The sequence below is a fragment of the Pelagibacterium halotolerans genome, assembly GCF_044811015.1.
Lineage (GTDB): Bacteria > Pseudomonadota > Alphaproteobacteria > Rhizobiales > Devosiaceae > Pelagibacterium > Pelagibacterium halotolerans_A.
The window spans coordinates 2,574,500-2,599,923 of the sequence record NZ_CP085243.1 but is presented as its reverse complement, the minus strand read 5'-3'; the positions used below and the strand labels follow the sequence as shown (position 1 = coordinate 2,599,923).

General features: G+C 62.1%; 24 protein-coding genes. 5 read left to right on the top strand and 19 right to left on the bottom strand.

The features are described 5' to 3' along the window. Window positions 1-3: 3 nt before the first annotated feature. Both LG281_RS12740 and LG281_RS12735 read right to left on the bottom strand, forming a co-directional pair. Entirely contained in the window at window positions 4-291 is a 288-nt protein-coding gene (locus LG281_RS12740; protein WP_404401254.1) for a YciI family protein, read from the bottom strand. A gap of 91 nt (window positions 292-382) precedes the next feature. Further along, the gene (locus tag LG281_RS12735; RefSeq protein ID WP_404401252.1) at window positions 383-982 is read right to left on the bottom strand and encodes a TetR/AcrR family transcriptional regulator; all 600 of its coding nucleotides are present in this window, start codon (window positions 980-982) and stop codon (window positions 383-385) included. A gap of 152 nt (window positions 983-1,134) precedes the next feature. Here LG281_RS12735 and LG281_RS12730 point away from each other — a divergent pair, with 152 nt between their 5' ends. Both LG281_RS12730 and LG281_RS12725 read left to right on the top strand, forming a co-directional pair. Beyond that, window positions 1,135-1,824: an aspartate/glutamate racemase family protein gene (locus LG281_RS12730; RefSeq protein ID WP_404401250.1), complete on the top strand. Its 690-nt coding sequence runs from the start codon at window positions 1,135-1,137 to the stop codon at window positions 1,822-1,824. 161 nt (window positions 1,825-1,985) lie between these two features. Further along, window positions 1,986-4,325, top strand: a complete 2,340-nt coding sequence (locus LG281_RS12725) for a methyl-accepting chemotaxis protein (RefSeq protein ID WP_404401248.1) — start codon at window positions 1,986-1,988, stop codon at window positions 4,323-4,325. Here the strand turns inward: LG281_RS12725 and LG281_RS12720 are convergent. From LG281_RS12720 to LG281_RS12680, 9 genes are all read right to left on the bottom strand, one after another. Continuing rightward, on the bottom strand, window positions 4,322-4,933 hold the full coding sequence (locus LG281_RS12720; RefSeq protein ID WP_404401245.1) for a hypothetical protein: 612 nt from the start codon (window positions 4,931-4,933) through the stop codon (window positions 4,322-4,324). The two genes, LG281_RS12725 and LG281_RS12720, sit on opposite strands and share 4 nt — an antisense overlap. A 221-nt stretch (window positions 4,934-5,154) precedes the next feature. Then, entirely contained in the window at window positions 5,155-5,319 is a 165-nt protein-coding gene (locus LG281_RS12715; RefSeq protein WP_404401243.1) for a hypothetical protein, read from the bottom strand. 444 nt (window positions 5,320-5,763) lie between these two features. Continuing rightward, window positions 5,764-7,887, bottom strand: a complete 2,124-nt coding sequence (locus LG281_RS12710; RefSeq protein ID WP_404401241.1) for a methyl-accepting chemotaxis protein — start codon at window positions 7,885-7,887, stop codon at window positions 5,764-5,766. A 644-nt stretch (window positions 7,888-8,531) separates the two neighbouring features. Continuing rightward, complete coding sequence (locus tag LG281_RS12705; protein ID WP_404401239.1) at window positions 8,532-8,954, bottom strand: F0F1 ATP synthase subunit epsilon; 423 nt, start codon at window positions 8,952-8,954, stop codon at window positions 8,532-8,534. A gap of 14 nt (window positions 8,955-8,968) precedes the next feature. Continuing rightward, the gene (atpD, locus tag LG281_RS12700; RefSeq protein WP_404401237.1) at window positions 8,969-10,408 is read right to left on the bottom strand and encodes a F0F1 ATP synthase subunit beta; all 1,440 of its coding nucleotides are present in this window, start codon (window positions 10,406-10,408) and stop codon (window positions 8,969-8,971) included. A gap of 16 nt (window positions 10,409-10,424) precedes the next feature. Beyond that, complete coding sequence (locus LG281_RS12695; RefSeq protein ID WP_404401235.1) at window positions 10,425-11,312, bottom strand: F0F1 ATP synthase subunit gamma; 888 nt, start codon at window positions 11,310-11,312, stop codon at window positions 10,425-10,427. Window positions 11,313-11,345: 33 nt separating this feature from the next. After that, a complete protein-coding gene (gene atpA / locus LG281_RS12690; protein ID WP_404401233.1) occupies window positions 11,346-12,878 on the bottom strand; it encodes a F0F1 ATP synthase subunit alpha in 1,533 nt (510 codons plus the stop codon). Next, on the bottom strand, window positions 12,878-13,438 hold the full coding sequence (locus LG281_RS12685; RefSeq protein ID WP_404401231.1) for a F0F1 ATP synthase subunit delta: 561 nt from the start codon (window positions 13,436-13,438) through the stop codon (window positions 12,878-12,880). Before LG281_RS12685 ends, atpA begins: the two co-directional genes overlap by 1 nt. Before the next feature lie 226 nt (window positions 13,439-13,664). Continuing rightward, entirely contained in the window at window positions 13,665-15,839 is a 2,175-nt protein-coding gene (locus tag LG281_RS12680) for a primosomal protein N' (RefSeq protein ID WP_404401229.1), read from the bottom strand. A gap of 891 nt (window positions 15,840-16,730) precedes the next feature. Here LG281_RS12680 and LG281_RS12675 point away from each other — a divergent pair. Further along, window positions 16,731-17,660: a tyrosine recombinase XerC gene (locus tag LG281_RS12675; protein WP_404401227.1), complete on the top strand. Its 930-nt coding sequence runs from the start codon at window positions 16,731-16,733 to the stop codon at window positions 17,658-17,660. A 130-nt stretch (window positions 17,661-17,790) separates the two neighbouring features. Continuing rightward, window positions 17,791-19,206, top strand: a complete 1,416-nt coding sequence (locus LG281_RS12670) for a hypothetical protein (protein ID WP_404401225.1) — start codon at window positions 17,791-17,793, stop codon at window positions 19,204-19,206. Window positions 19,207-19,266: 60 nt separating this feature from the next. Here LG281_RS12670 and LG281_RS12665 read toward each other — a convergent pair whose 3' ends face one another. The 7 genes from LG281_RS12665 to sdhC all read right to left on the bottom strand — a co-directional run bounded on the left by LG281_RS12665 (window position 19,267) and on the right by sdhC (window position 23,994). Further along, window positions 19,267-19,731: a TerB family tellurite resistance protein gene (locus LG281_RS12665; RefSeq protein WP_404401223.1), complete on the bottom strand. Its 465-nt coding sequence runs from the start codon at window positions 19,729-19,731 to the stop codon at window positions 19,267-19,269. A gap of 156 nt (window positions 19,732-19,887) precedes the next feature. Then, a complete protein-coding gene (locus LG281_RS12660; protein ID WP_404401221.1) occupies window positions 19,888-20,112 on the bottom strand; it encodes a hypothetical protein in 225 nt (74 codons plus the stop codon). Window positions 20,113-20,186: 74 nt separating this feature from the next. After that, window positions 20,187-20,972 (bottom strand): succinate dehydrogenase iron-sulfur subunit, encoded by a 786-nt coding sequence (locus LG281_RS12655; RefSeq protein WP_404401219.1) that lies wholly within the window; start codon window positions 20,970-20,972, stop codon window positions 20,187-20,189. Window positions 20,973-20,982: 10 nt separating this feature from the next. Beyond that, the gene (locus LG281_RS12650; RefSeq protein ID WP_404401217.1) at window positions 20,983-21,432 is read right to left on the bottom strand and encodes a DUF3052 domain-containing protein; all 450 of its coding nucleotides are present in this window, start codon (window positions 21,430-21,432) and stop codon (window positions 20,983-20,985) included. Between the two features lie 9 nt (window positions 21,433-21,441). Continuing rightward, window positions 21,442-23,244: a succinate dehydrogenase flavoprotein subunit gene (gene sdhA / locus LG281_RS12645; protein WP_404401215.1), complete on the bottom strand. Its 1,803-nt coding sequence runs from the start codon at window positions 23,242-23,244 to the stop codon at window positions 21,442-21,444. A gap of 9 nt (window positions 23,245-23,253) precedes the next feature. Then, window positions 23,254-23,601: a succinate dehydrogenase, hydrophobic membrane anchor protein gene (sdhD, locus tag LG281_RS12640; RefSeq protein ID WP_404401213.1), complete on the bottom strand. Its 348-nt coding sequence runs from the start codon at window positions 23,599-23,601 to the stop codon at window positions 23,254-23,256. A gap of 9 nt (window positions 23,602-23,610) precedes the next feature. Further along, window positions 23,611-23,994 carry a succinate dehydrogenase, cytochrome b556 subunit gene (sdhC, locus tag LG281_RS12635; RefSeq protein ID WP_404401211.1) on the bottom strand — a complete coding sequence of 128 codons (384 nt, stop codon included), beginning with the start codon at window positions 23,992-23,994 and terminating at the stop codon, window positions 23,611-23,613. A 268-nt stretch (window positions 23,995-24,262) separates the two neighbouring features. Between sdhC and LG281_RS12630 the strand changes: the two genes are divergently transcribed. Further along, the gene (locus LG281_RS12630; RefSeq protein ID WP_404401208.1) at window positions 24,263-24,838 is read left to right on the top strand and encodes an NUDIX domain-containing protein; all 576 of its coding nucleotides are present in this window, start codon (window positions 24,263-24,265) and stop codon (window positions 24,836-24,838) included. A 78-nt stretch (window positions 24,839-24,916) separates the two neighbouring features. On the opposite strand, the gene LG281_RS12625 is transcribed toward LG281_RS12630, so the two are convergent. After that, on the bottom strand, window positions 24,917-25,369 hold the full coding sequence (locus LG281_RS12625; RefSeq protein WP_404401206.1) for a MarR family winged helix-turn-helix transcriptional regulator: 453 nt from the start codon (window positions 25,367-25,369) through the stop codon (window positions 24,917-24,919). Window positions 25,370-25,424: the final 55 nt, after the last annotated feature.

Sequence of the window (25,424 nt, the reverse complement as noted above, 5' to 3'; positions counted from 1 at the left end):
GCGTCACACCGCGAGGAAGTCGAGCCGTGGATCCACCTTCGCTGGCGCGAGTTCGACGATCTCCGCGCTGACGATCCCTTCGGCGACGAAAGGGTCTTCAGAAACCCTGGCCTCAAGCTCTGCGCGCGACGTGCCGTGCGCCAGAATCCCCCCGCCCAGCCGCGGCTGCAGGCTTCCCGCAAGCACGAAGACGCCATCGTCAAACCCGCGCTTGAGCCATGCATTATGACCATCCATAAACGCGCCCGCCCGATCCTTGTTGGCGGAAAATTTCAAAAACACGACAAACATGGTGTCTCCTTCTAGGGTGTGTTTACACTCGGGTCAGGGCGAGCCGAAAACGGCCATTTGCAGGCCGCCCTGACCCGAGTGTAAACACACCCTAATGTTGCCCGGGAGCCGCATCGTAAGCTTCCGGCTGCGTATATCCCGCCAGCCAGCCGCACATCGCCTCGACCTCCCGCTCGATGAAATCCTCGTCATGAAATGCATTGGCCAAGGCCGCGATACCCTGGCTGCGCGCAAGCAGATGCATCGCAAGCCGGTCAGCGTCCTCAGGTCTGCCCAACGCTTCGAATTGCCGGACGAGCCAAGTCCGGAAAAGCGTAAAAAGCCCCGCTGCATTGTCCTGCATCGCATGGTCGAGCTTCGCGAGCTCCGCACATAGCGTCCCCACCGGACAGCCATAACGCATGATTTTGGTCCGGTTGGTCACGAGGATTCGGATGAAGCTGCGGATACGGTCGGCCGGGTGCGCGCCTTCCTGTTCCCAGGTCTGGAGCATTTTTTGCGTGTTGGCCACGCGCAACGCGATCACCGCGTCCAGAATCTCGTCCTTGGTCTTGAAGTGATAATAAAAGTTCCCGCGCGAGATCCCCACCACATCCGCGATGTCCGAAAACGAGGTGTGCTCGAAACCCTGCTCGTAAAAAAGCCGATCTGCCTCTTTGACAATCTGCGCCCGTGTCGCCTTGCCGCTCATCATCGCCTCTCGGATCGAATTAGGACGCTCATCCTAATGCAGACACTAGGATGCACATCCTAATGTGTCAAGCCATCGTCACGACCAGGGATTGCCAACACGATTTCCGCCATTAGGCTACGCCCAAGACTGGAACTCGGAGAGCGGATACAATGAAGACCATCGGCATCATCGGCGGCATGAGCTGGGAATCGACCGCGCACTACTATGCCGCGATCAACCGCGAGACCGCCGCGCGCATGGGCGGCCTCCACTCCGCACCCATCTTGATGGAATCGGTCGATTTCGCCCCGATTGCCGCGCTCCAGAATTCAGGAGATTGGAACAAGGCCGGCGATATCCTCGCCGCAAGCGCGGGACGGCTGGAGCGGGCGGGTGCCGAGATTATCGTGCTTGCCACCAACACCATGCACATCTGCGCGCCCCAGATCGAGGCCGCGATCACGGCAAAGTTCCTCCACATCGCCGAACCGACCGCCAAGGCCCTGCTCGACGACGGCGCAACCCGCGTCGGTTTCCTCGGCACGCGCTTTTCCATGGAAATGGATTTCTATACCGACCGCCTGCGCGAAATGGGACTCGAACCGCTCGTCCCCGACGTCGACCGCACCAACCTCAACGCCATCATCTATGAAGAGCTCTGCCGTGGCATCGTCACGGACGCATCGCGTGCAATCTATGTCCGCGCCATCGAGGGCCTCGCCGCGCGCGGCGCCGAAGCCGTGATCCTGGGCTGCACCGAAATCGGTATGCTCATTTCCGACGACGACAGCCCCTTGCCCGTCTACGACACGACCGAACTGCACGCGAAGGCGGCAGTCGCAGCGGCGATCGAGGCATAGGCCAAACTATCCAGAACGCGAAGATATTATCCTAAACACGCATGAAAATGCACAGCCCCGCACGCACATAAAGACGGCATTAACCGTACCCCCGCGCTTCTATGATTTGCGATTGACTGCGCAGGCACCGCATGACCTGCGGATGCCGGAGGGGAGCACCGATGAACAATGTCACGTTGAGCGTACGATCGATCCTGATCCTACTGGTCTCGATACTCTGTATCGCCGTGATCGCATTCTCGGCCCGCGAGGTCGTGAGCGGCTGGCAGCGTATCGCCGTGGCTGGCGGCATCAGCGAAAGTGGCCAGACCTCCGACCTGCTCTTGACCGCTGCAGGCAATTGGGCGGTCGAGCGCGGCATAACCAATTCCGCTCTTGCCATGCCTGGCAGCGTTCCTACGGCCATGCGCGAAGCCATCGACACGCGCCGACAGCGGGCCGATGAAGCGTTCGAACGCGCCCGCCTGCGCATCGCGGCCGGGCCCGATTTCAAAAACCGCGATACCATTCTCGATGAGATCGATGCCGCATACACAACGGTTGTCGCCCTGCGCCAGCAGGCGGACGCAGCGCTCGCCGTCGCGGCGGACGCCCGGCCCGCCGGCCTTGGCGCGCAATGGGTGCCGACATTCACCGATCTGATCATGGCCTCGCAGCGTCTGCGCCTCGCCGCCCAGTTTCTCCCCGAGACGATGGAGACCCGGGTGTTGCTCGCCGAAAATCTCAAGGACATGGTCTGGGTCATGAGCGAATTCGCCGGACGCGAACGCGCTCTTATCGGCGCAACGATCGCCGGTGCCGCCCCGCTCGATACGGAAACCTTGCGGACCCTCGCCACGTATCGCGGCCGCGTCGAACAAGCCTGGGCGGGCGTGGAGGCCTATCTCGAAAAGGACGATGCACCCGCTGGGCTCATCGCTGCCGCCGACGAGGTCCGCCGGGTCTTCTTCGGCGATTTCGAAAATATCCGTGCGCAAGTCTATGCGGAGGGTACCAACGGCACCCCCTTTTCCCTCGACGCCGACACCTGGATCGCCGAAGCGACCACCGGCATCGACACTCTGCTGGCGCTTGCCGCCGAGACCACGGTGGAAGCGGAAAGTCTCGCCGATGCCTCCGCCGCGCACGCGCGGCTGACCATGCTGACCAATACGGGCTTGCTCCTTTCCGGCATCGCGCTGGCCGCATTCGCCGCTTGGGTCGTCGTCCACCGCGTCACCACACCCATCGCCCGCATCACCCGATCGATGAACGCTCTCGCCGAGGGCAACCTGCAAGCGGAGGTGCCCTTCGCCGGCCGGCGCGATGAGATCGGCCAGATGGCCGCCGCCGTGCAGGTCTTCAAGGAGAACGGCATTCGCGTGGCCGAAATGGCGGCCGCCGAACAGGAGGAAGCGCGCCGTCGTCTGGCACGCGCTGAAACCATGGAGAGCTTCCAGTCCGCCTTCGATGGTGTCGTCGCCGCCACGCTCGAGGGCGACTTCACCAAGCGGATCGGAACGAGCTTCGCCGAAGCCGATATCGACCGGATCGCAAAGAATTTCGATACGCTTGTCGATACGGTGGACTCAGGCCTTTCCGAAGCCGGCGAGGTCCTCGCTGCACTCGCCCAAACCAACCTGACGGTCCGCATGAACGGCGATTACCGCGGCGCCTTCGGCAAACTGCGGGACGATACAAATGCCGTCGCGGACACGCTCACGGACATCGTCAAGCGTCTGCGCGAAACCTCCCGGACGGTCAGGACCGCAACCGGCGAAATCCTCTCGGGCGCCAATGATCTGTCCGAACGCACGACTCGGCAAGCCGCGACGCTTGAGGAAACCTCCGCGGCCATGGAACAATTGGCAACCACCGTACGCAACAACGCCGAACAGGCCCGAACTGCGAGCACGGATGCCGAAAAAAACGCGCGTACTGCCGAAGAGAGCAGTCGCGTGATGGGCGAAGCCAGCAACGCCATGGCGCGCATCACCGAATCGTCGGCGCGGGTCTCCGAAGTGATCGGCATGATCGACGATATCGCCTTCCAGACCAACCTTCTGGCACTCAACGCCTCGGTCGAGGCGGCCCGCGCGGGCGAAGCCGGCAAGGGTTTCGCTGTGGTTGCCGTCGAAGTTCGCCGCCTGGCCCAATCCGCGGCCGAAGCTTCAGCAGAAGTCAAGACGCTGATCGAGCGCAGCACGGGTGAAGTCGATATCGGCTCGAAGCTGGTCGGCGATGCCGTGACCAAGCTTGAAACCATGCGCGAAGCCGCACGGGCGAACACCAGACTGATGGAGCAGATTGCCCGCCAGAGCCAGGAGCAGGCCTCGGCCATCACCGAAGTCAACACCGCCGTCCGGCAGCTCGACGAAATGACCCAGCACAACGCCGCGCTGGTCGAGGAGACCAATGCGGCCATCGAACAGACCGAGGCTCAGGCCGGTGAGCTCGACCGTATCGTCGACATCTTCCGGATCTCCGAAGGGACCCGCGCCGCCGAAGCAGAGGCGGCCTAAAGTTTCTCGACGGCAACCCCCGCACACAGGACCCCGAGCGGATAAAGGCTGCTCGGGTCGCTCACTGTAATCGACACCTGCCGCTGCCACACGCCGGTCGCCTTGTTGAGTTCGTAGGGCCCGATCCAAAGTCCGTGCAAGCCACCCTCGTAGGGTTCCCGCCACCGCGCCCGTTCGCCATGCCAGTAGAGCGCCGAAAGCTCGGACAGCGCAACCGTGAGCCCACGCGCGTCCAGAAGGATGAGTTCGGTATAGAGCCCGCCCGACAGCTCTTTCGCCCGCGCGAGAAAGTACGAAGCCGGCGTTTCCATCACGGCTGGGATCAATGTCCGGCGGTTCATATTGTAAACTTCGCGCCGCCAGTCGCCGTTGAGCCGTTCGATAAGATCGCGGCTATACGCACCGGTTTTACGGTTCTGCAATTTGACCGCGTCGAGGATCAGGGGTACGTGCGATATCCGGCGCAACTGTGAATTGGCGAGCGCACGCAATTGCGAAGCGACGATGCTCTCATTGAGCTCGGGCGGCGTCTGCGCTACCGCCGGTAGAGCGGTGCACCCCAGCAGTGTAGCACCAGAAAGCCAAAGAAATTCCCGGCGTGTGGTCATGGATTTGCCCCCTCAGCCGAACCCTGCCCCATAGTGCCCATCCCCGGTTAAGGACGCGTCTCCAGACAAAGGAAAAGGGACGCTCCCGCAGCGCGCTCCTAAACCGTTCAGGCGGAAGATGCAGGTTAGAACTCGCTCCAGTCGGCACACCGGTATCCGGGTCGACGACTGGCAGGCTCACCTGGCACTGAAAGACCTGACTCGACTTGTCATATTCGATTTCACCCGACATGGATTGCGTTGGCTTCGTCGCCCTGCCAATAGTCCGAAGTGACCATGCTTGGCGCGACGCTGAGGCCGACCGCGTCCATGACGACCATCTCGGCATAAACGCCCTCGGGACCGCCCTGGACCGAAGCGAAATACTGCGAAGCGGCGTTCGACATCGTTTCGGCAATGAGCGGCTGGTCACCAGCGTCGGCAACGACCCGGTCCGCGCGTTCTGCGCCCTGATCGCGTCAAGGCCGACCGGCTCGCGCACGATGGCGGCAAGTTCGGTTCGGCCGAGTTCGAGACGTTCCTGGGTGAATTCGTGCTCTTGAGCCGCATATGCCGGCGCAAGAGGGTTGAATACAATACCGGCCATAATGGCCGCTAAACGCGCAAGGCGCTGGCTGGGCATGGACAGCTCTCTCCTGTCTATCCAATGCATGACCCCGGCGTCCTTCTGGGTGCCGCACATTAAGTACGTTCAAATGAGAAAATAGACGGCATTACTTAACGAATGGTCGAATTATCCATTTTGCGCAGAAATCAGGACCGAACGCGCACGCGTAAAAAAAGCCGCGCCCAAAGGCGCGGCCTTTCGTTCTCTAGGTGACGGTTCTTGTTTAGAACTCGTTCCAGTCCGGATCGATCGCCGCGTTGCCGTCGGTGAGATAGGTCCTGGCAGCGGCCTTGGCTGCCGCGGGCTTCGGCTGGGCCGTGGGCGCCACGGGCGCTGCCGTGATCGTCGCACTCGCATCGAGCCGGAAGATCTCCACGATCCGGTCGAGCGCGGAGGCCTGGGCCTCGGTCTGCTCGATTGCCGCGTTGGTTTCTTCCACCAGCGCCGCATTGTGCTGGGTCATCTCGTCGAGCTGACGCACCGCGGCGTTGACTTCCTCGATGGACGAGGCCTGTTCTCGGCTCTGGCTTGCGATCTCTTCCATGATCGCTGTGTTGGCCCGGGCCGCCTCGAGCATCGCAGTGAGCTTTTCGGCCGCCTGCGCGACGAGCTTGGAGCCGCCATCGACCTCCGTCGTGCTGTCTTCGATCAGTGCCTTGACCTCGCCCGAGGCTTCCGCAGCCGATTGGGCCAGCCGGCGCACTTCGACCGCGACCACGGCAAAGCCCTTGCCCGCTTCCCCGGCGCGCGCGGCTTCAACCGAAGCGTTGAGCGCCAGAAGATTGGTCTGGAACGCGATGTCGTCGATCATCTTGATGATGTCCGAAACCTTGGCCGAGGAGGTCGTGATCCGCTCCATGGCTGCGGTTGCCTCTTCCATCACCCGGCCGCCTTCTTCGGCGGCGCCGGTGACCTGCTGTGCCGTCGCGCTGGCTTCCTGAGCCCGGTTGGCGTTGTCCAGAACCGTGCCGGCAAGCTGCTCCATCGCACCGGAGGTTTCCTCGATGGTAGCTGCCTGGCGCGTGGTGCGTTCAGACAGGTCGTTTGCGCCTGAAAGGATCTCGCTCGTCGCGGTCTTGAGTGCCCGCGAGGTCGTGCGCAACTCTGTGATGATATCGACGAGCTTCTCGGCCACCGCGTTGGTATCGTCCTTGAGCTTGGCGAATGCGCCCTGATATTCGCCCTCGACCCGGCGGGTGAGGTCCGTCTGCGCGAGAGCACCAAGCACAGTAACGGTCTCGCCCAGCCCCCGTTCGACGGTCTCGACGAGGTCGTTGACCCCGCCCGCCAACGCATTGAGCTCGGCATCGGCGAAATTCGCCTCGACCCGCTGTGAGAAGTCGCCCGCGACCGCGGCATTAACAACTTCGCCAAAGGAGTCGCGCAGCTCGGTCATCATCGCCTGACGTTCCTTGCGCCGGGCTTCGCTGGCGGCGATTTCGTCCTCACTCATCTGCGCGATGCGCGCGGCGTTGTCGCGGAAGACCTCGACGGCACGTGCCATCTCACCGATTTCATTGCTGTTGCCCACATAGGGCACTTCGGTGTCGAGCTCATTATTGGCAATCTTGCCCATCACGTCCGAAAGCTTCGGAATCGGCCGTGAAATCGCCCGCGAAGCGAATATCGCCAGCGCGCCGACAGCCAGCGCCGTGGCGAGTCCCACAATGAGCAGGAGGTTCATCGTCTCGCCAACGAGAGCGTTGATGTGCTCCTTGTCGATATTGACCTGCAAAAGGCCCAGAACGTCTTCACCCGAAAGATAGGTGATCGGCTGATAGACGGTATAATATTCCATCCCGCCGAAGTGGGTTTCGGTATAAACCGCCTCACCGGCCAACAGCCGCTCGAATGCGGCATTATCCGACGTGATCGGGGCCTGTGCCACGCGTTCACCATCAGCATCGACGTGGGAAGACGAAGCCTCTTCGAACTGGCCGGTTTCCGCATTCCATGCGAAGACGGCAGCGTTTTCGCCGGTCACGCGCGCAATCGAATCCACGGTATCGTTATTGTAGAAGCGCGGCATGACCCAGGTGCCGATTTTGGCGATATTCCCCTCTTCGCTCCATTCGACCTGGATTCCGCCCATCCCGCTCAGAACGGTCGCGGCGGTCCGGATATTGCTGTTCTCTGCAGCGGCGACACGGTTCTCGGTATCGGCGTTCAGGTTAATGAACACCGCAAGAACCACGACGCCGACTGAAAGCATCACGGCGGAAATCACCATCGCCGCGATCATCGTCGTCATCTTGATACGACCGAAGAAGGAGCCCTTCTTCTTTTCTTCCGCGCCTTCGTGAACGGCGCCGGTTTCAACCTGTTCTTGGTTTTCACCGATCGTCATCGGTTATCCCCCTTCCTTGGGTACACTCGGGAGGAAAGTAGGGACAATTGATTAAATCAAAGTTTCACGACCGCTAACGTTGCGTTAAGCCCGGCAAGGCGGGTAGACGTTTGATCTGCATTTCGTTGACACAGCCCTTCGGCTCTCACACGCCCTGCGCCCTGTCACCATATCATCCTGCCCCTTATGGGCAGGGCGTTTCGCTCTTTGGCATTGCGCCCCTTGGCCCCACCCCCGTCAAGGCTACCGGATTCACGCATTTCCTTTTGTCGCTTCCATGCTTGAACCGTGAGCACGGTTTCCCTTCTCCCCTTGAGGGAGAAGGTGGGCTTTCGCGTCAGCGAAAGGTCGGATGAGGGGTGCCTGCGGCCTTGCAAACTGCACAAAATCCGAGCTTTGCCGCGGCGCGCACCCCTCATCCGACCGCTTAGCGGCCACCTTCTCCCTCAAGGGGAGAAGGGAAACCGTGCCCGGTTCAAGCTCTGCGATCACAACCGGAAATGCGTGAATCCGGTAGCCGTGAGCGGAGGGCCGGAGGCCGGTCAGGGCATTCGGCGTAAGCCGAAGTCCTAACGAATAGCCTACAGCGACAAAAAAAGGGCGCCTCTCAGGCGCCCCTTCTCAAACCACAATGCCGTTCCGGATCAATGCGCAGACGCGCCGAGACTGGCGCTTTCCGCCAGAAGATTTTTCCAGGTATCGAGCCGGTTCTGCGCAGCACTCCTGGCGTCGATATCCTCAGCCGTCGACAGCGCATCCTGCGCTTGAGCGATCTTCGCCTCGATCTCTGTCCGTCCAAACTCGCTTGCGGGCCTGGCGTCTTCCGCGAGAACCGTGAGCCCTGCCCCCGAAATATCGGCGAACCCGCCGCCCACAAAATAGCTTGCGGTCGTCCCATCGGTCTCGGTCACAGTAACGAAACCCGGTTTAAGCGTGGTCATCAGCGGCGCATGCTCGCCCATGACCGTCAGGTACCCCTCAGCGCCCGGCACGATAACCGACCGCACCTCGGCCGAAAGCACGAGATATTCGGGCGAAACGATTTCGATTTTGACGCCATCGGCCATGGTTGAGATCCTTCTTAAGCGGCTTCTGCGGCCAGCTTCTGGGCCTTTTTGACCGCGTCGTCGATGGTGCCGACCATGTAGAAGGCCTGCTCGGGCAGGTGGTCGTACTCACCGGCCACCAGGCCCTTGAAGGCCTTGATGGTGTCTTCGAGCTCGACATAGATGCCCGGCGTATTGGTAAACGCCTCGGCCACGTGGAACGGCTGGCTCATGAAACGCTCGATCTTGCGGGCGCGGGCCACGATGAGCTTGTCCTCCTCGGAAAGCTCGTCCATGCCCAGAATCGCGATGATGTCCTGGAGCGACTTATAGCGCTGCAACACTTCCTGCACGTCACGGGCGACCTTGTAGTGTTCCTCGCCGATGATCGAAGGATCGAGCATGCGCGACGTCGAATCGAGCGGATCGACCGCCGGATAGATGCCCTTTTCGGAAATCGCGCGGTTGAGCGTCGTGGTCGCGTCAAGGTGCGCGAACGAGGTTGCCGGCGCCGGGTCGGTCAGATCGTCCGCCGGGACGTAAATGGCCTGCACCGAGGTGATCGAGCCCTTGTTGGTGGTGGTGATGCGTTCCTGCAGCGCACCCATGTCGGTGGCGAGCGTCGGCTGATAGCCCACCGCCGAAGGAATACGGCCCAGAAGCGCCGACACTTCCGAACCCGCCTGCGTGAAGCGGAAGATATTATCGATAAAGAACAGGACGTCCTGGCCTTTGTCGCGGAAATCCTCGGCGATCGAAAGCCCGGTCAGCGCCACGCGGGCACGCGCTCCCGGAGGCTCGTTCATCTGGCCGAACACCAGCGAGCACTTCGAGCCCTCGGTCGAACCGTTGTTCTCCTTGGGGTCCTTGTTCACCCCCGATTCGATCATTTCGTAATAAAGGTCGTTGCCTTCGCGGGTCCGCTCGCCCACACCGGCGAACACCGAGTAACCGCCGTGTCCCTTGGCGACGTTGTTGATCAACTCCTGGATCAAAACCGTCTTGCCCACACCGGCGCCGCCGAACAGCCCGATCTTGCCGCCACGCGCATAGGGCGCGAGAAGATCGATGACCTTGATGCCAGTCACGAGGATTTGCGCCTCGGTCGCCTGATCGACGAAAGCAGGGGCAGGCTGGTGAATTTCGCGGCGCGCCTTGGTGCCGATCGGGCCGGCCTCGTCGATGGGCTCGCCGATGACGTTCATGATGCGCCCCAGCGTCTCGTCGCCCACAGGCACCGTGATCGCCTCGCCAGTGTCCTTCACCTCGGCGCCGCGGGCAAGGCCCTCAGTCGTGTCCATGGCGATGGTACGCACGGTATTCTCGCCCAGGTGCTGGGCAACTTCGAGCACCAGACGGTTGCCGTTGTTGTCGGTTTCAAGCGCGTTCAGAATGGCCGGCAGGTGGTCATCGAAGGTGACGTCCACAACGGCGCCCATTACCTGAGAGACGCGGCCGATTTTGCTGTCTGCCATGAGTCTTTCCTTACCTCTAGAGCGCTTCGGCGCCCGAAATGATTTCGATCAGTTCTTTGGTGATCTGTGCCTGGCGCTGGCGGTTGTACGAAAGCGTCAGCTTGTTGATCATCTCACCGGCATTGCGCGTGGCGTTGTCCATTGCCGACATCTGCGCGCCGAAGAACGAGGCGTTGTTCTCCAGAAGCGCCCGGAACACCTGGACGCTCACATTGCGCGGCAAAAGGTCGGCGAGGATGGTTTCCTCGTCCGGCTCGTATTCGTAAATCGCCGCGCCCGAATGGATCGCCTCTTCACCCTCTTGCTCGTCGAACTTGGCCGGGATGAGCTGGATCGCAGTCGGCACCTGGCTGATCACCGACTTGAAGGTGGCGAAAAACAACGTGGCAACGTCGAATTCGTCCGCCTCATACATATCGAGTAGCTTCTGGCCGATCCCCTGCGCTGTATCGTAGCCGAGCTGCCTGACCTCTCTGAGCGAGATCGTCTCCAGCATGTTCTTGGAGAACTGGCGCTTGAGGATATCCGCACCCTTGCGCCCCACGCACAGGATCTTGACCGTCTTGCCCTGAGCCAGAAGCTTTTCGGTATGCTCGCGCGCCATCCGCGCGATCGAGGAGTTGAAGCCGCCCGCAAGTCCGCGCTCGCCCGTGGCGACCACGAGAAGGTGCGTATCGTCCTTGCCGGTCCCGGCGAGGAGCTTGGGTGCATCCGGACGGCCCTTATAGGCGAGCGCCAAGCCGGACAGAACCTTCTCCATACGCTCGGCATAGGGTCGCGCGGCCTCGGCGGCGTCCTGCGCGCGCTTCAGCTTCGCCGCGGCGACCATCTGCATCGCCTTGGTGATCTTCTGGGTCGATTTGACCGAGGTGATCCGGTTCTTGAGGTCTTTCAAAGAGGGCATTGCGCCAGAAGCTCCTTGCCAGCCGGGTCGGGGTTAGGCCGCGTAGGTTTTCTTGAACGCATCGAGGGCAGCCTTGAGCTGATCCTTGATGCTGTCCGAAAGGGCCTTCTCGGTCGCGATCGCTTCGAGCAGATCGGCATGCTTGCTCCGCAAGGTGCCAAGCAGTGCCTTCTCGAACGCCTGCACGCCGGTAACCGGCAGATCGTCGAGATAACCATTCACGCCCGCAAAGATCACCGCGACCTGTTCTTCGGTCTTCAAAGGCGAAAACTGCGGCTGCTTCAAAAGCTCGGTCAACCGCGCACCGCGATTGAGAAGCCGCTGCGTCGCCGCGTCGAGGTCCGAGCCGAACTGCGCGAACGCCGCCATTTCGCGGTACTGCGACAATTCACCCTTGATCGAGCCGGCCACCTGCTTCATCGCCTTGATCTGGGCCGAGGAGCCCACGCGCGAAACCGACAGGCCGACGTTTACCGCCGGACGAATGCCCTGGAAGAAGAGGTTGGTCTCAAGGAAGATCTGGCCGTCGGTGATCGAGATCACGTTGGTCGGGATATACGCCGACACGTCATTGGCCTGCGTTTCGATGACCGGCAGCGCCGTCAGCGAACCCGCGCCGTGGTTCTCGTTGAGCTTCGCGGCGCGTTCGAGGAGGCGCGAGTGGAGATAGAACACGTCGCCCGGATAGGCTTCACGCCCGGGAGGACGGCGCAGCAGCAGGCTCATCTGGCGATAGGCGACGGCCTGCTTGGAAAGGTCGTCATACCCGATCACCGCATGCATGCCGTTGTCGCGGAAATATTCGCCGATCGCGCACGCGGTAAACGGCGCCAGGAACTGCATCGGCGCGGGGTCCGAAGCGGTCGCAGCGACGACGATCGAATATTCGAGCGCGCCATTGTCCTCGAGCGTCTTGACGAACTGGGCCACGGTCGAACGCTTCTGGCCCACAGCGACATAAACGCAGTAGAGCTTTTCGTTCTCGTTGCCGGCGTCGTGCGCGGGCTTCTGGTTGAGGAAGGTATCGAGCAGGATGGCGGTTTTGCCGGTCTGGCGGTCGCCAATGACGAGCTCGCGCTGACCACGGCCGATGGGGATGAGCGCGTCGATGGCTTTAAGCCCGGTCGACATCGGCTCGTGCACCGACTTGCGCGGCAGAATGCCCGGCGCCTTGACGTCCACGCGGCTGCGCTCGGTGTATTCGATCGGGCCCTTGCCGTCGATCGGATTGCCGAGGCCGTCGACGACGCGGCCCAGAAGGCCCTTGCCGACCGGAGTGTCAACGATGGACCCGGTGCGCTTGACCGTATCGCCTTCCTTGATCTCGCGGTCCGAACCGAAGATCACGACACCGACATTGTCGGATTCGAGGTTCAGCGCCATGCCCTTGATGCCGCCGGGGAACTCGACGAGCTCACCCGCCTGCACGTTGTCGAGGCCATAAACGCGCGCGATACCGTCACCGACCGAAAGCACCTGCCCGACTTCGGAAACGCTCGCTTCCTTGCCGAAATCCTTGATCTGGTCTTTGAGGATCGCGGAAATTTCCGCAGCCTTGATGTCCATTAGCTGACCCCTTTCATGGCGATCTTCATGGCCGAAAGTTTTGTCTTGAGTGAGGTGTCGATCATTTTCGAGCCGACCTTGACGATCAGACCGCCGATCAGGCTCTCATCGACACGCGTTTTCAAAGATACGGTCTTGCCGATCTTGTCCTTGAGAACCTTGGCCAGCTCTTTGGTCTGCGCATCGGACAGGGTGGCGGCGGAAACGACATCCGCGCTCACCTCGTTACGCGCCACCGCGGCAAGGTCCTTGTAAACCGAAATGATCGCCGGAACCGCAAAGAGCCGGCCGTTCTTGGCGACCAGCCGCAGCGTGTTGGCGACAAGCTCGGACGTCTTGGCCTTGGCAAGGATAGCCTCGAGCACTTCACCCTTCTTGTCGGCGGTGATCGTCGGACTTTCGAGGAACTTGGCGAAGTCGTCAGAGGAAACGATGAGGGCCGCGATCGCGTCGAGGCTTTTCTCGGTATCCTCGATTCCCTTCGCTTCGCTAGCCAGATCGAAAAGCGCCGTCGCATACGGCCGCGCGATCTGGAACAAAACAGAGTGTGTAGCGCTCAAGCCGTCCAACCCCGCTGTTTACCTCCGGTATCGCGCACAGCAGTAAGCGCGACACGGGACGAAAATTTCAAAATGATAGCTTCCCATAAGGCCGCCCGGGAACGGACAACCCTCAATTTCCGCGTGGCCTTACCATGCCCCACCGGGCCGCGCAAGCGCATCGCGGCCAAATTGAGGCGGCATAAATGTCGCAACTGTCAACGAACGGGCGAGGGCCTTGAAAGGCTCAGTAAAAACTCATCGGATCGATATCGACCTGAACCCGCAAACTCCCCCTTGGTGGATCGGCGTTGTCGAGCCAGAATCGCACATAGCCCGAAAGGTCGAAGTCCTTGGGACTCTGCGTCAAAATCCGCACGCGGTGCCGCCCGCGCACCATGGCCACCGGCGCGTCGGCTGGCCCGAACCGCCGCACGTTCTCCGAAAGCGGCGCCGCCGCCATCAGCCTCTTGGCATAGGCAAAGGTCTCGTCGTGATCGGTGCCCGAAACGATAAGCGCCGCCAGCCGTCCAAAGGGCGGCAACCCGCCCTGTTCGCGCACCTTCAATTCATGCGCATAAAACGCCTCGCGGTCGCCCTTGACCATGGTCTGCATCACCGGATGCTCGGGATGATAGGTCTGGAGGAACGCCTTGCCGGTTTTGGACGCCCGCCCCGCACGCCCCGTCACCTGCGTCAGGATCTGGAAGGTTTTCTCCGCCGCGCGCGGATCGCCATGCGCCAGCCCCAGATCCGCATCGATCACCCCCACGAGCGAGAGCTTCTCGAAGTGGTGCCCCTTGGCCACCAATTGCGTTCCGATAATGAGATTGTATTCCCCCCGCGCGATCTCGGCGAACCGGTCGCGGATCTGGCTCATCGAGCCCATATCGGACGAAAGCACCACCGGCCGCGCGCCAGGAAACCGGTCCGCCACCTCCTCGGCGATCCGCTCGATCCCCGGCCCGACCGCGACAAGCGAATCCACAGCCCCGCACGACCCGCAGACCTCCGGCGCCCGCTCCTCGTGCCCGCAATGGTGGCACATCAGAACGCCCCGGAACCGGTGCTCGACGAGCCATGTCGAACAATCGGGGCACTGATACTGGTGCCCGCACGCCCGGCACAGCGTCAAAGGCGCATAGCCCCGGCGATTGAGGAACAACAGCGCCTGCTCGCCCCTGTCGAGCGCGTCGAACACCGCCCGCGCCAGCCGCGGCGCGATCCACTGCCCCTTTTCCGGCCCCTCCTCGCGCATGTCGAGCGCCGTGATGTCGGGCAGGCTCGCTTCTGCAAACCGGCTTTCGAGCCGGACAAGCGCATAGCGCCCCTGATTGGCATTATTCCGCGATTCGACCGACGGCGTTGCCGAAGAGAGGATCACCCGCGCCTTGGCGAGCGATGCGCGCACCACCGCCATGTCACGCCCGTGATAATTCACCCGGTCGGCCTGCTTGAAGGCCCCGTCATGCTCCTCGTCGAGAACGAACAGCCCCAATTCCCGGAACGGCAGGAAGAGCGCCGAGCGCGCGCCGATCACAGCCCGCACCTCGCCGGTCAAAACCCCGCGCCACACCCGCGCGCGCTGCATCGGGGTCATGTCCGAATGCCATTCGGCGGCCCTTTGACCGAAGCGCCGTTCGAACCGGTCGAGAAACGTATGGGTCAGTGCGATTTCCGGCAAAATGACACCGACCTGCCGGCCCTCACGCAGGCAATCGGCAACCGATTCGAAAAAGACCTCCGTCTTCCCCGACCCCGTGATGCCGTCGAGCAGCGCGACCGAGAACCCGCCACTGTCATGCGCCCGGATCTCATCGAGCGCCCGCTGCTGGTCCTCCGACAATTGTGCAGGCGCGAAATCCGGCTCGGGCGGCATCACCGGCGGCGGGGGTGGCAGTTCGATCTGCTCGAGCGTCCCGGTCCTGACCAACCCCTCGATCACCGAGGGCGACACCCCCGACGCACCAACGAGCGCCGCCTTGGCCCAAGGCATCGCATCGTCCATCGTATCGAGCACGCGCTTGCGTGCATCGGTCAGCCGTTCGGGTTCCGGCCCCGCGCGCCGGTACGCGATCACCGGTCGCGGCGGGTCGAGCCCCTCGCGGCTCCGCAAGGCCCCGCGCAACACCATCCCCGGCTGCGCCAGCGTATACCGCGCCACCCAGTCGACGAGTTGCAGAAGCTCTTCGGAAAGTGGCGGCACATCGAAGACGTGCGCGATGTCCTTTAGCCGGTTATGCGCGAAATTGTCCTCGGGCACGCCCCAGACCACCCCGAGCGTCGGCCGCGGCCCCAGAGGCACGACGACGATCGACCCGCGCTTGACCTCCATTCCCTCGGGCACCCGATAGGAATAGGGTTTGTCCACGGCGACCGCGACCATGACCGAAACGATGGGACCGAGCTGGGACACTGGCATTTCCCGAACAATGAACCGGCAAAAGGACGCGATTCTGTGCGCCGGCGCAACTGCCAGACACATCGCGCCCGGGGGCGATCGCTTGAAGGGACGTGCTATCTGCCCGGATGGAAGCGGGCTCTGGCTCTGGCGCCTCCACTTCCCCACCGCTGCCCCCGACTTGATCGGGGGCCCATCAGCGTTTGAGCGCCCGAATTGGGTGTGCGATGCAGAGCGCTACCTGGAACCGGGAGCATGCCGGATGGTGAGACTGTAAGGATCCGTTGCCCGTCCAATGCACCCGACGCCCTCACCATTCGGCACGGCAAGGGGCGGTGGCGCTGCCGTGCATCACACGACGATCCCGGGTCGCCAAAGCGCTGATGGGCCCCCGATCAAGTCGGGGGCGGCGAGGTGGTGGTGGAGAGGTTGGCTTCATCCGATTGCCCTGGAGAAAGATGGGAGGCGAGAGCATACCGGCAGGCTGCTATGTTCGCCGTAGCACATTGGAAAAACAGCAAAACCGCAAAACTTATCCCCGCTCCCGAAACGTCAAGTATGATGCTTCCCACGGACCCGCTTTTGATGGGCGCAGGCGCAACGAACGTTTGGGCGGGACCGGTCCGGGTCCGATGGGAGTCGTCCCAGCGGAGGCCCAAACGTCACCGTGGCCAGCCACAGCGATCCTGTGGTCACCGGGGAAACCTGGCGGGGATTGGCCCCAGCCCGAGCGGACGCCAAGCCAAAAACCCCGGACGTATGCGGCGAGGCGTGCCTCGCATCTATATAATCAGTATGAGGCGCGTCTCGCCGCATACCGTCCACGCTCAATAGCACCCGAGGCGCGCGCGCCGTCGGCCATTTTGCCATGCCTTTGCCAATTCCTAAACCTCTTGCGCCTACCCTTTCCCCATGACCGACACCGGCTTCGCCATCTCCGATTCTCTCCGCGCTCATATCACCGAGTGGCGACGCGAGCTGACCGCCCTCCGCCGCCTCTCGCCCAGAACCGTCGAGGCCTACATGCGTGACCTCGACCAGTTCCTTGCCTTCCTCTCGGGTCATATCGGCGGCACCGTGGACATGGCGGATTTAAAGGAAGTCCGCGCCGCCGACCTCAGAGCCTTCTTCGCCGCGCGCCGCGCCGGCGGCACCGGCTCGCGCTCCCTGGCGCGCGGCCTGTCCGGGCTCAAATCCTTCTTCACTTTCCTTGAGCGCAAGGGAATCATGGCGCTCGAAGCCCTCTCGGTCATAAGGACACCCAAGCGCCCGCAAACCCTGCCCAAGGCGCTCACGGTCTCCGAAGCCAAGGCGACAATAGACACGACCCACGAGCTTGAAGACCGCCCCTGGATCGCCGCCCGCGACGCCGCCGTCCTCGCGCTGTGCTACGGCGCAGGCCTCCGCATTTCCGAAGCGCTGGCGATAACGCGGCCCGACCTCGATACGCAAAGCCTGCGCGTCACCGGCAAGGGCAACAAGGTGCGCCTCGTCCCGCTCATCGCGCCGGTTCGCAAGGCCATATCCGCCTATCTCAAGCTCTGTCCCTTCGCGCTCGATCCCAGCCAGCCGATCTTCCGCGGCGCCCGCGGCGGGCCCCTCTCGCCGCGTATCGTGCAATACCGCGCCGAACAGCTCCGCTCCGCGCTCGGCCTGCCGCCCTCGGCAACCCCCCATGCGCTGCGCCATTCCTTCGCCACGCACCTTCTGGGCAAGGGCGGCGATCTGCGGTCCATCCAGGAGCTTTTAGGCCACGCGTCGCTCTCGACAACGCAGATTTATACCCACGCGGACACCGAACATTTGCTCGACGTTTACCGCAAGGCGCATCCGCGCGGATGAGACACCCAAATTTGGCGTCCCGCACTGGTAATTTAGCGCCGAATGCTGTTCACTCATAACTGCTTCGGCGAAAAAGGGGCACGCCGGAAAAATCAACCGTGGCGGCATCGCCGGACTGAGGGACGAGATCATGAAAACCACGAGAACCATACTGGGCGGCGCCATCCTTGCTCTCGCCCTGACACTTTCGGGCCCGGCATGGGCGCAGGACGATATCGACTTCGGCGACAACACCAGCACCTGGGCAAACGACGGCGAATGCGACGACCCCCGCTTTGAAGGCGAAGGCGCGGCCAGCGTCACAAGCCCGGTCGATCAGGGCCGCGACGCCGCTGACTGCCAGGCCGCTTATCAGGCCGGGACGGTAACCTTTGTCGGTGAGGCCGGGAGCACCGAAGCCGCGCCGGCCGAGCCCCCCACACCAATGACCGGCGATGTCGATTTCGGGGACGATTCGGGCGCCTGGGCCAATGACGGGGAATGCGACGATCCACGCTTTGGCGGCATGCTCGACAGCCACGTGATGGCGGACGCCACCGACTGCCGCACGGCCTTCGAAGCCGGCGAGGTCACCTATCTGGGCGAAGATACCGAAATGGTCGGCGAGATCGATTTCGGTGACGATTCGGGCGAATGGGCCAACGATGGCGAATGCGACGATCCGCGCTTCGAAGGCGAAGGCGTGGGCGTGGCGCTTGATAGCCACTACATGGCTGACGCGTCCGACTGCGAGACCGCCTATAACGCCGGCACCGTGACCCTTGCCGAGGAGGCCAGCGCCGACGATGGCGACATGGCCGTCGGAGAGATCGATTTCGGCGACGATTCCGGCCAATGGGCCAATGACGGCGAATGCGACGATTCACGCTTTGAGGGCGACGGCATGGGCGTTGCCATGGGCAGCCACGTGATGGCCGACGCCTCCGACTGCCAGGCCGCTTACGAGGCTGGCAGCATCGTCTATATCGGCGATCAGCGCGCAACTGATCCGATCGTCATCGACGACATCGACTTCGGCGACGATTCGGGCAACTGGGCCAATGATGGCGAGTGCGATGATCCACGCTTCGAGGGCTCGGGCACCGGTGTCGCGCTCGACGACCACCTGATGGCCGACGCCACCGACTGCTCGACGGCGTACCAGGACGGCACCGTTACCCTTGCTCCCGTCGATACCGGCGATGTCCGCATCAATTTCGGCGATGATTCGGGCGAATATGCCAATGACGGAGAATGCGACGACCCGCGCTTCGAAGGCCCGGGCATGTTCGACACCGCCCTCGACAGCCATCTAATGGCCGACGCGAGCGATTGCGAAGCGGCCTATAACGAGGGCACCGTTACGCTCATCAGCGAAGACGGCGACGATGTTCGCATCAACTTCGGCGACGATTCCTCGGATATGGCCTTTGACGGGGTCTGCGACGATCCCCGCTTCCAGGGCCGCGGCGGCGCGCCTGAGCTCTTTGCACACAACGAACTTGCCGATGCCACCGACTGCCGGGCGGCATACGATGCCGGAACGGTGACCTACGACCCGCAGTAAGCGGCCCATCGGACACGCAAATAGGCCGCGCTGCCTGGCGCGGCCTTTTTGTCGATCCCTTCAGTCCTCGGGATAATCCCCCTCCGGCGTACCGGCCCGTTTGGTCTGCGCCCTCAGGATCGTCCGATCCCGCGAGGATACCCCGATCAGCTCGGCCACGCGCCAGACCATATTGTCCTCAAGCTCGTGATTTGTGTTGTCGGCGAAAACCACCTGCCACATCATGCGGATGATCGCGATCTTCTCATCGGGCTCCAGCCTGGTGAGCTCATGGGTGAATTTGTAAAAATCCACCGATTCCCGATCCTGCCGCTTGGCCTCGTCGATCAGCTTTCTCACCTCACCGTCGCTGAGCCCGTAATGATCCTGCAAAATGCCCGAGATCATCTTGAACTCTTCAGGCCGCGCCTGCCCGTCCACCGCTGCCAAATGCACAAGAATCGCCGCAACCGCCAGTTCTGGCTCGTGCGACGGCTCGGGCATCGCCGAGGTTTGCCGGAAAAGGCGCGATAAATTGTCGAACATGGCCGCAACAACTCCACTCAATCCAAAGCGAACGTATGCGGGGGCCGTTTCGGGCTCAAGCCAGGCGCGGTCACGTCGTGCGCACAAATTTTCGACTGTGTGCGCCGTGCCACAGGGCAGATGTGCCATGCCCGCCATTCCCGTAAGGGATCAAGCTCAGCGATCCATATCCGCCAGCAATGCTTCGGCCAGCGGCCGTGCGTCCGACGCTTGGTCTTCCGGCACGTCGATCGCGATGCCCTCGGAAAGCCCCGTCCGGATGCCCGGCAGTCCGCCATAGGCGATATCGCGCGGAGTGAACCCGTGTGCCCGGAGCGCCGTAATCAGAATGCGCGCGATCGATTCCTTTTCGACGTAAAGAATGGTCTTGTAATCGGTCATCGCACACCTCCACCAAAGAAAAAGGGCCCGCGGCAAAGCAGCGGACCCCTTTGAATGTAAACCAAAATTGGCGCTTAAGCGACCTTGCGCTCGACCATCATCTTCTTGATCTCGGCAATCGCCTTGGCCGGGTTGAGCCCCTTCGGGCACACCTTGGCGCAGTTCATGATCGTGTGGCAGCGATAGAGCCGGAACGGATCTTCGAGATAGTCAAGCCGTTCGCTCGTCGCCTCGTCGCGGCTGTCGATGAGCCAGCGATAGGCTTGCAACAACACGGCCGGGCCGAGATATTTTTCCCCGTTCCACCAATAGGACGGGCAGGAAGTCGAGCAGCACGCGCAGAGGATACATTCGTAAAGCCCGTCGAGCTTGGCCCGGTCCTCCCGGCTTTGCAGCCATTCGGTGTCCGGCGTCGGCGACTTGGTCTGCAGCCATGGCTCGACCGATTTGTGCTGCTCGTAAAAGGTCGAAAGGTCAGGCACCAAATCCTTGACCACCGGCATGTGCGGCAGAGGATAGATCTTGACCGGCCCGTTCGAGACCTCGTCCATTCCCATGGTGCAGGCGAGCGTATTAGCCCCGTCGATATTCATCGCGCATGACCCGCAAATGCCCTCGCGGCAGGACCGCCGCAGCGTCAGCGTCGGATCGACATTATTTTTGATCCACAAAAGCCCGTCGAGGATCATCGGCCCACAATCGTCCAGATCGACGAAATAGGTATCGATCCTGGGATTGGCCTCGGTGTCCGGATCGTACCGGTAGACCTGATATTCCCGCAGCCGCGTCGCACCTTCGGGCTTGGGCCAGACCTTGCCTTTCTTGGGCCGGGAGCGCTTGTCGAGAATAAGTTCTGCCATTGCCAGGTTCCTAGTGCAAATGCCGCTTTTCTTTGCGGATTACGAGTTTGAGGCCCGACCACACCGCGTCGACGGCGCAGACTTTGACGTCCACGAGATCGCGCGCCAGGGCCTCGGCCCGCACCACGTCCTCTGTAACGTCGGTTTCGATCTTTGCGGCCTTTTTCGGCCAGGAGACCCAGATCATCCCGTCAGGAACGATCGCGTCCTGAAGCGTATCCATGCCCCCTGCCAACTCGCCGCGCGAAGCCGTGAACGCATGGACGACGTCGTAACGGGTGTCCCCGAGCGCCAGCCCCGAAAGGCTACCCTCCCGATCGACCGCCAGAAACTGGCAACTGTCAGCCAACGCCCCGAGTACATCGGGCAACCCGACGAACAGGACCCGCTGGCCATCCTTGAGGCCAAGCTTCTTGGGCAAAGGCGTGCCCGAATATCCCGTCGCCGTGAGCGCCACCATGCCGCTCCTTTAGTAAACCCGCGCCTTGGGCGCGATCTTTTTAAGATCGATGCCGTCGGTCAAAGGATCGACATGCACCGGCCGGTAGTCGAGCGTCACCTTACCGGCCTCGTCGACCCAAGAAAGCGTATGCTTGCGCCAATTCTCGTCATCGCGGTCGGAGAAATCCTCACGCGCATGCGCTCCACGGCTCTCCTTGCGTGCCTCCGCCGAGTAGACTGTCGTGACCGCGTTCGCCATCAGGTTCTCGAGTTCGAGCGTTTCGACGAGGTCCGAGTTCCAAATGAGCGACCGGTCGAAGACCTTGATGTCCTTAAGCTCACCCCAGATTTCCGAAATCCGCTTGCAGCCGTTTTCCAAGGTTTCCTGGGTGCGGAACACCGCGGCGTCTTCCTGCATGGCGCGCTGCATCTTGTCCCGCAGCTTCGCCGTCGGCGTTCCGCCATCGGCGTACCGCAAACGGTCGAACCGGGCCACGATCTTGTCTTCAGACGCCTGGTTGACCTCTGGGATCGGCGCCTCGCGATCGACGACTTCGCCCGCCCGGATAGCGGCGGCGCGCCCGAAGACCACGAGATCGATAAGCGAATTCGAGCCCAGCCGGTTCGCCCCGTGCACCGAAGCGCAGCCCGCTTCGCCCACGGCCATCAGCCCGGGCACGGTCGCATCGGGCCCGCCGCGCGACGGATCGAGCACTTCGCCATGATAATTGGTCGGGATACCGCCCATATTGTAGTGGACGGTCGGGATGACAGGGATCGGATCGCGGGTCAGATCGACGCCGGCGAAAATCTTCGCACTTTCGGAAATTCCCGGCAGCCGCTCGTGCAGAACGGCGGGATCGAGATGATCGAGATGGAGGAAGATGTGGTCCTTTTTCGGGCCCACCCCGCGCCCCTCGCGGATTTCCATCGTCATGCAGCGCGAAACCACATCGCGCGAAGCGAGGTCCTTGGCGTTGGGCGCATAGCGCTCCATGAACCGCTCGCCCTCGGAATTGACGAGATACCCGCCTTCCCCGCGCGCACCTTCAGTAATCAGGCACCCCGAGCCGTAAATGCCCGTCGGGTGGAACTGAACGAACTCCATGTCCTGAAGCGGCAGCCCCGCCCGTGCCACCATGCCGTTGCCGTCGCCTGTGCAGGTGTGCGCCGAGGTCGCCGAGAAATAGGCCCGGCCATACCCGCCGGTCGCAAGCACCACCATCTTGGCGCGGAACCGGTGGATGGTCCCGTCATCGAGCTTCCAGGCGATGACGCCCTGGCAGACGCCATCCTCACTCATCAGAAGGTCGAGCGCGAAATATTCGACGAAGAACTCGGCATTATGCCGAAGCGATTGCCCATAAAGCGTATGGAGGATCGCGTGACCCGTACGGTCAGCCGCCGCGCAGGTCCGCTGCACAGGCGGGCCATCGCCATAATTCTGCATGTGGCCGCCGAAGGGCCGCTGGTAGATCTTGCCCTCTTCGGTACGGCTGAACGGCACGCCGTAGTGCTCGAGCTCGTAAACCGCTTGCGGCGCCTCACGCGCGAGATATTCCATCGCGTCGTTGTCGCCCAGCCAGTCCGACCCCTTTACGGTGTCGTACATGTGCCACTGCCAGCTGTCCGGGCCCATGTTCGAGAGCGACGCGGCAATGCCGCCCTGTGCCGCGACTGTATGCGAGCGGGTGGGGAACACCTTGGTCACGCAGGCGGTCTTGAACCCCTGCTCGGCCATGCCCAGGGTCGCGCGAAGCCCCGCGCCACCCGCGCCCACGACGACGACATCATAGGCGTGATCGATGATCGGATAAGCTTGTGAAGCCATAGATTGGGTCTAACCTCCGAAGGCCAAAACGAGCACCGAGAGGACGCCAATGGCCCCCACGATCACGGCAAAAGCGGTATTGAGCCCCAGGCACAGCCGATGCAGCGACGGGGTATGGATATAATCCTCGATCACCTCGCCCATGCCGATGCGCATATGAACAAGCACCGAGGCAAAGAGAACGAGCGTCAGGATGAAGACGACGGGGTTCGAAAAGGTCGCCGCCATCTGCGCGCGATCGGCGCCGGCGAGAGAGACGACGAGCCAGATCAAAAATCCGACAAGGAAGATATTGAGAAACGCCGTCACCCGTTGTTGGATGAAGGTGCCAGTTCCCTTTTTCCCGTGTGCGCTCATTTTATCCCCCTAGAACCAGACAAAGAGCGCCCAGCACACCAAGGTGGCCAGCGCGGAAAAGACGAGGGTCGCAACCGAAATCATCTCGCGCGCCGCCGGATCGAACCCCGCGCCAGTATCCCAGATGAAGTGCTTGATGCCGCCGGCCATGTGCTGGAACAGCGTCCAGGTGTAGATAAAGAGCCCGGCCTGAATGAGCCAGTGCCCAAAAAACCCGTTGACCGCTGCAAGCTGATCCTGCCCAAGCGCCGCCGCGCCCAGCCAGAGGATGAAAAGCAGCGTCCCGATATAAAGCCCGATCCCCAGAATGCGGTGCAGGATCGAGAGCGTCATGGTGAGCGTGAAGCGCCAGACGGAAAGGTGTGGGGAGGTCGGTCTGAACTGAGAAGCCATGCGTGTCCTCGACTTGCCCTCGATTGGCCGGGGAGGGATGGGCCGGTTGATCCGGCAAATTAGCATTGCGCCAACTTCTAGCCCTGCTTTCCCCATTCGTCAAAGGGCGCGCGATAGGTCTTTGGTCTGAAAACGCGTCGTTTTTCGTCCGTTAAAATATTGATTACTATAGTCATATTTGTTGCAGGCACTGGACAAGAGAGGCTAAGTCGCGGCAAATGTGAGAAAATGTCAGCTAAGTTTACCTACCGCGTAAAGAGAGGCCGCGATGACGGACAGTGCCAGAACGATCGCGAAAAAAATCCGCCATGCCGGCTGGGGCACGCTCACAGAGTACACGATCCGCTACCGGCACGCCGGCGGCACCGAGCAAGATCTCCTGCGCGAGGTCTATGACCACGGCAATGCCGCGGCGGTTTTGCTGGTTGATTCGGAGGTCCGGGAACTGACCCTGGTGCGCCAATTCCGCATGGGCGCCTATGTCGCCGGCGATAGTCCATGCCTGCTCGAAGCCTGCGCCGGCCTGCTCGATGGCGATACGCCCGAAGACTGCGCGAAAAAGGAAGCCATCGAGGAAACCGGCATCGCGCCCAAATCGCTCATCCACGCCTTCGACCTCTATGTCAGCCCCGGCTCACTGAGCGAAAAGGTCCACTGCTTCATCGGCATGTACGATGCCACGTCCCGCGTCTCCGCCGGCGGCGGGCTTAGCCATGAAGGCGAAGACATCGAGGTGGTCACCATCCCCTTTGCCGACGCCCTCGCCATGACGCGCAACGGTGCCATCGTCGACGCCAAGACGGTCGCGCTGATCCAGTATGTGGCGCTTGAGGGGATGCTTTAGGACACTCTCAAGAATTACTGCGTTGGATCGGGCGAGAAAAAGACAAGCGAGGCGATGCAGTAATTCTTGAGAGTGTCCTTAGTCGTCCGCGTGAATCGCCTCGGGCCCCACCCCCAGTTCCCGCGCCAGAGCACCGGCCGTTGCCCTCAACCCGCGCCATTCCTCCTCACTAAGCCCCTTGAAGAGGTTCTCGAGAATCGCCTCGCGTGCCGCGCACGCGATCTCTACCGCCTCGAGCCCCTCATCGGTCACCTCAAGCACGCTCGTTCGCCGGTCCCGCCCCTCGACCCGCCGTGCCAAGCCCCGCTGCACCAGCCCTTCGAAAAGCCGTGAGGCCGTCGGCACACTGATTTTCTCGTGCGCGGCCAGCCGCCCGATCGTATTGGCCTTGAGATAGTGGATCACCGAAAGCGCCTGAAGCTGCGCGGCGCTGCATCCGGTCTGCCTGTCCGCCGCCTGCAGCGCACGGTCGAGCGGCAGAACGACCCGATGCAACAACTGCAACGCCCGCGATTTATGCAACTGGGTCACCAATCCCTCTTTTCATTAGCTAAGCTAACTGTTAGCATAGCTATATAAATGGGTA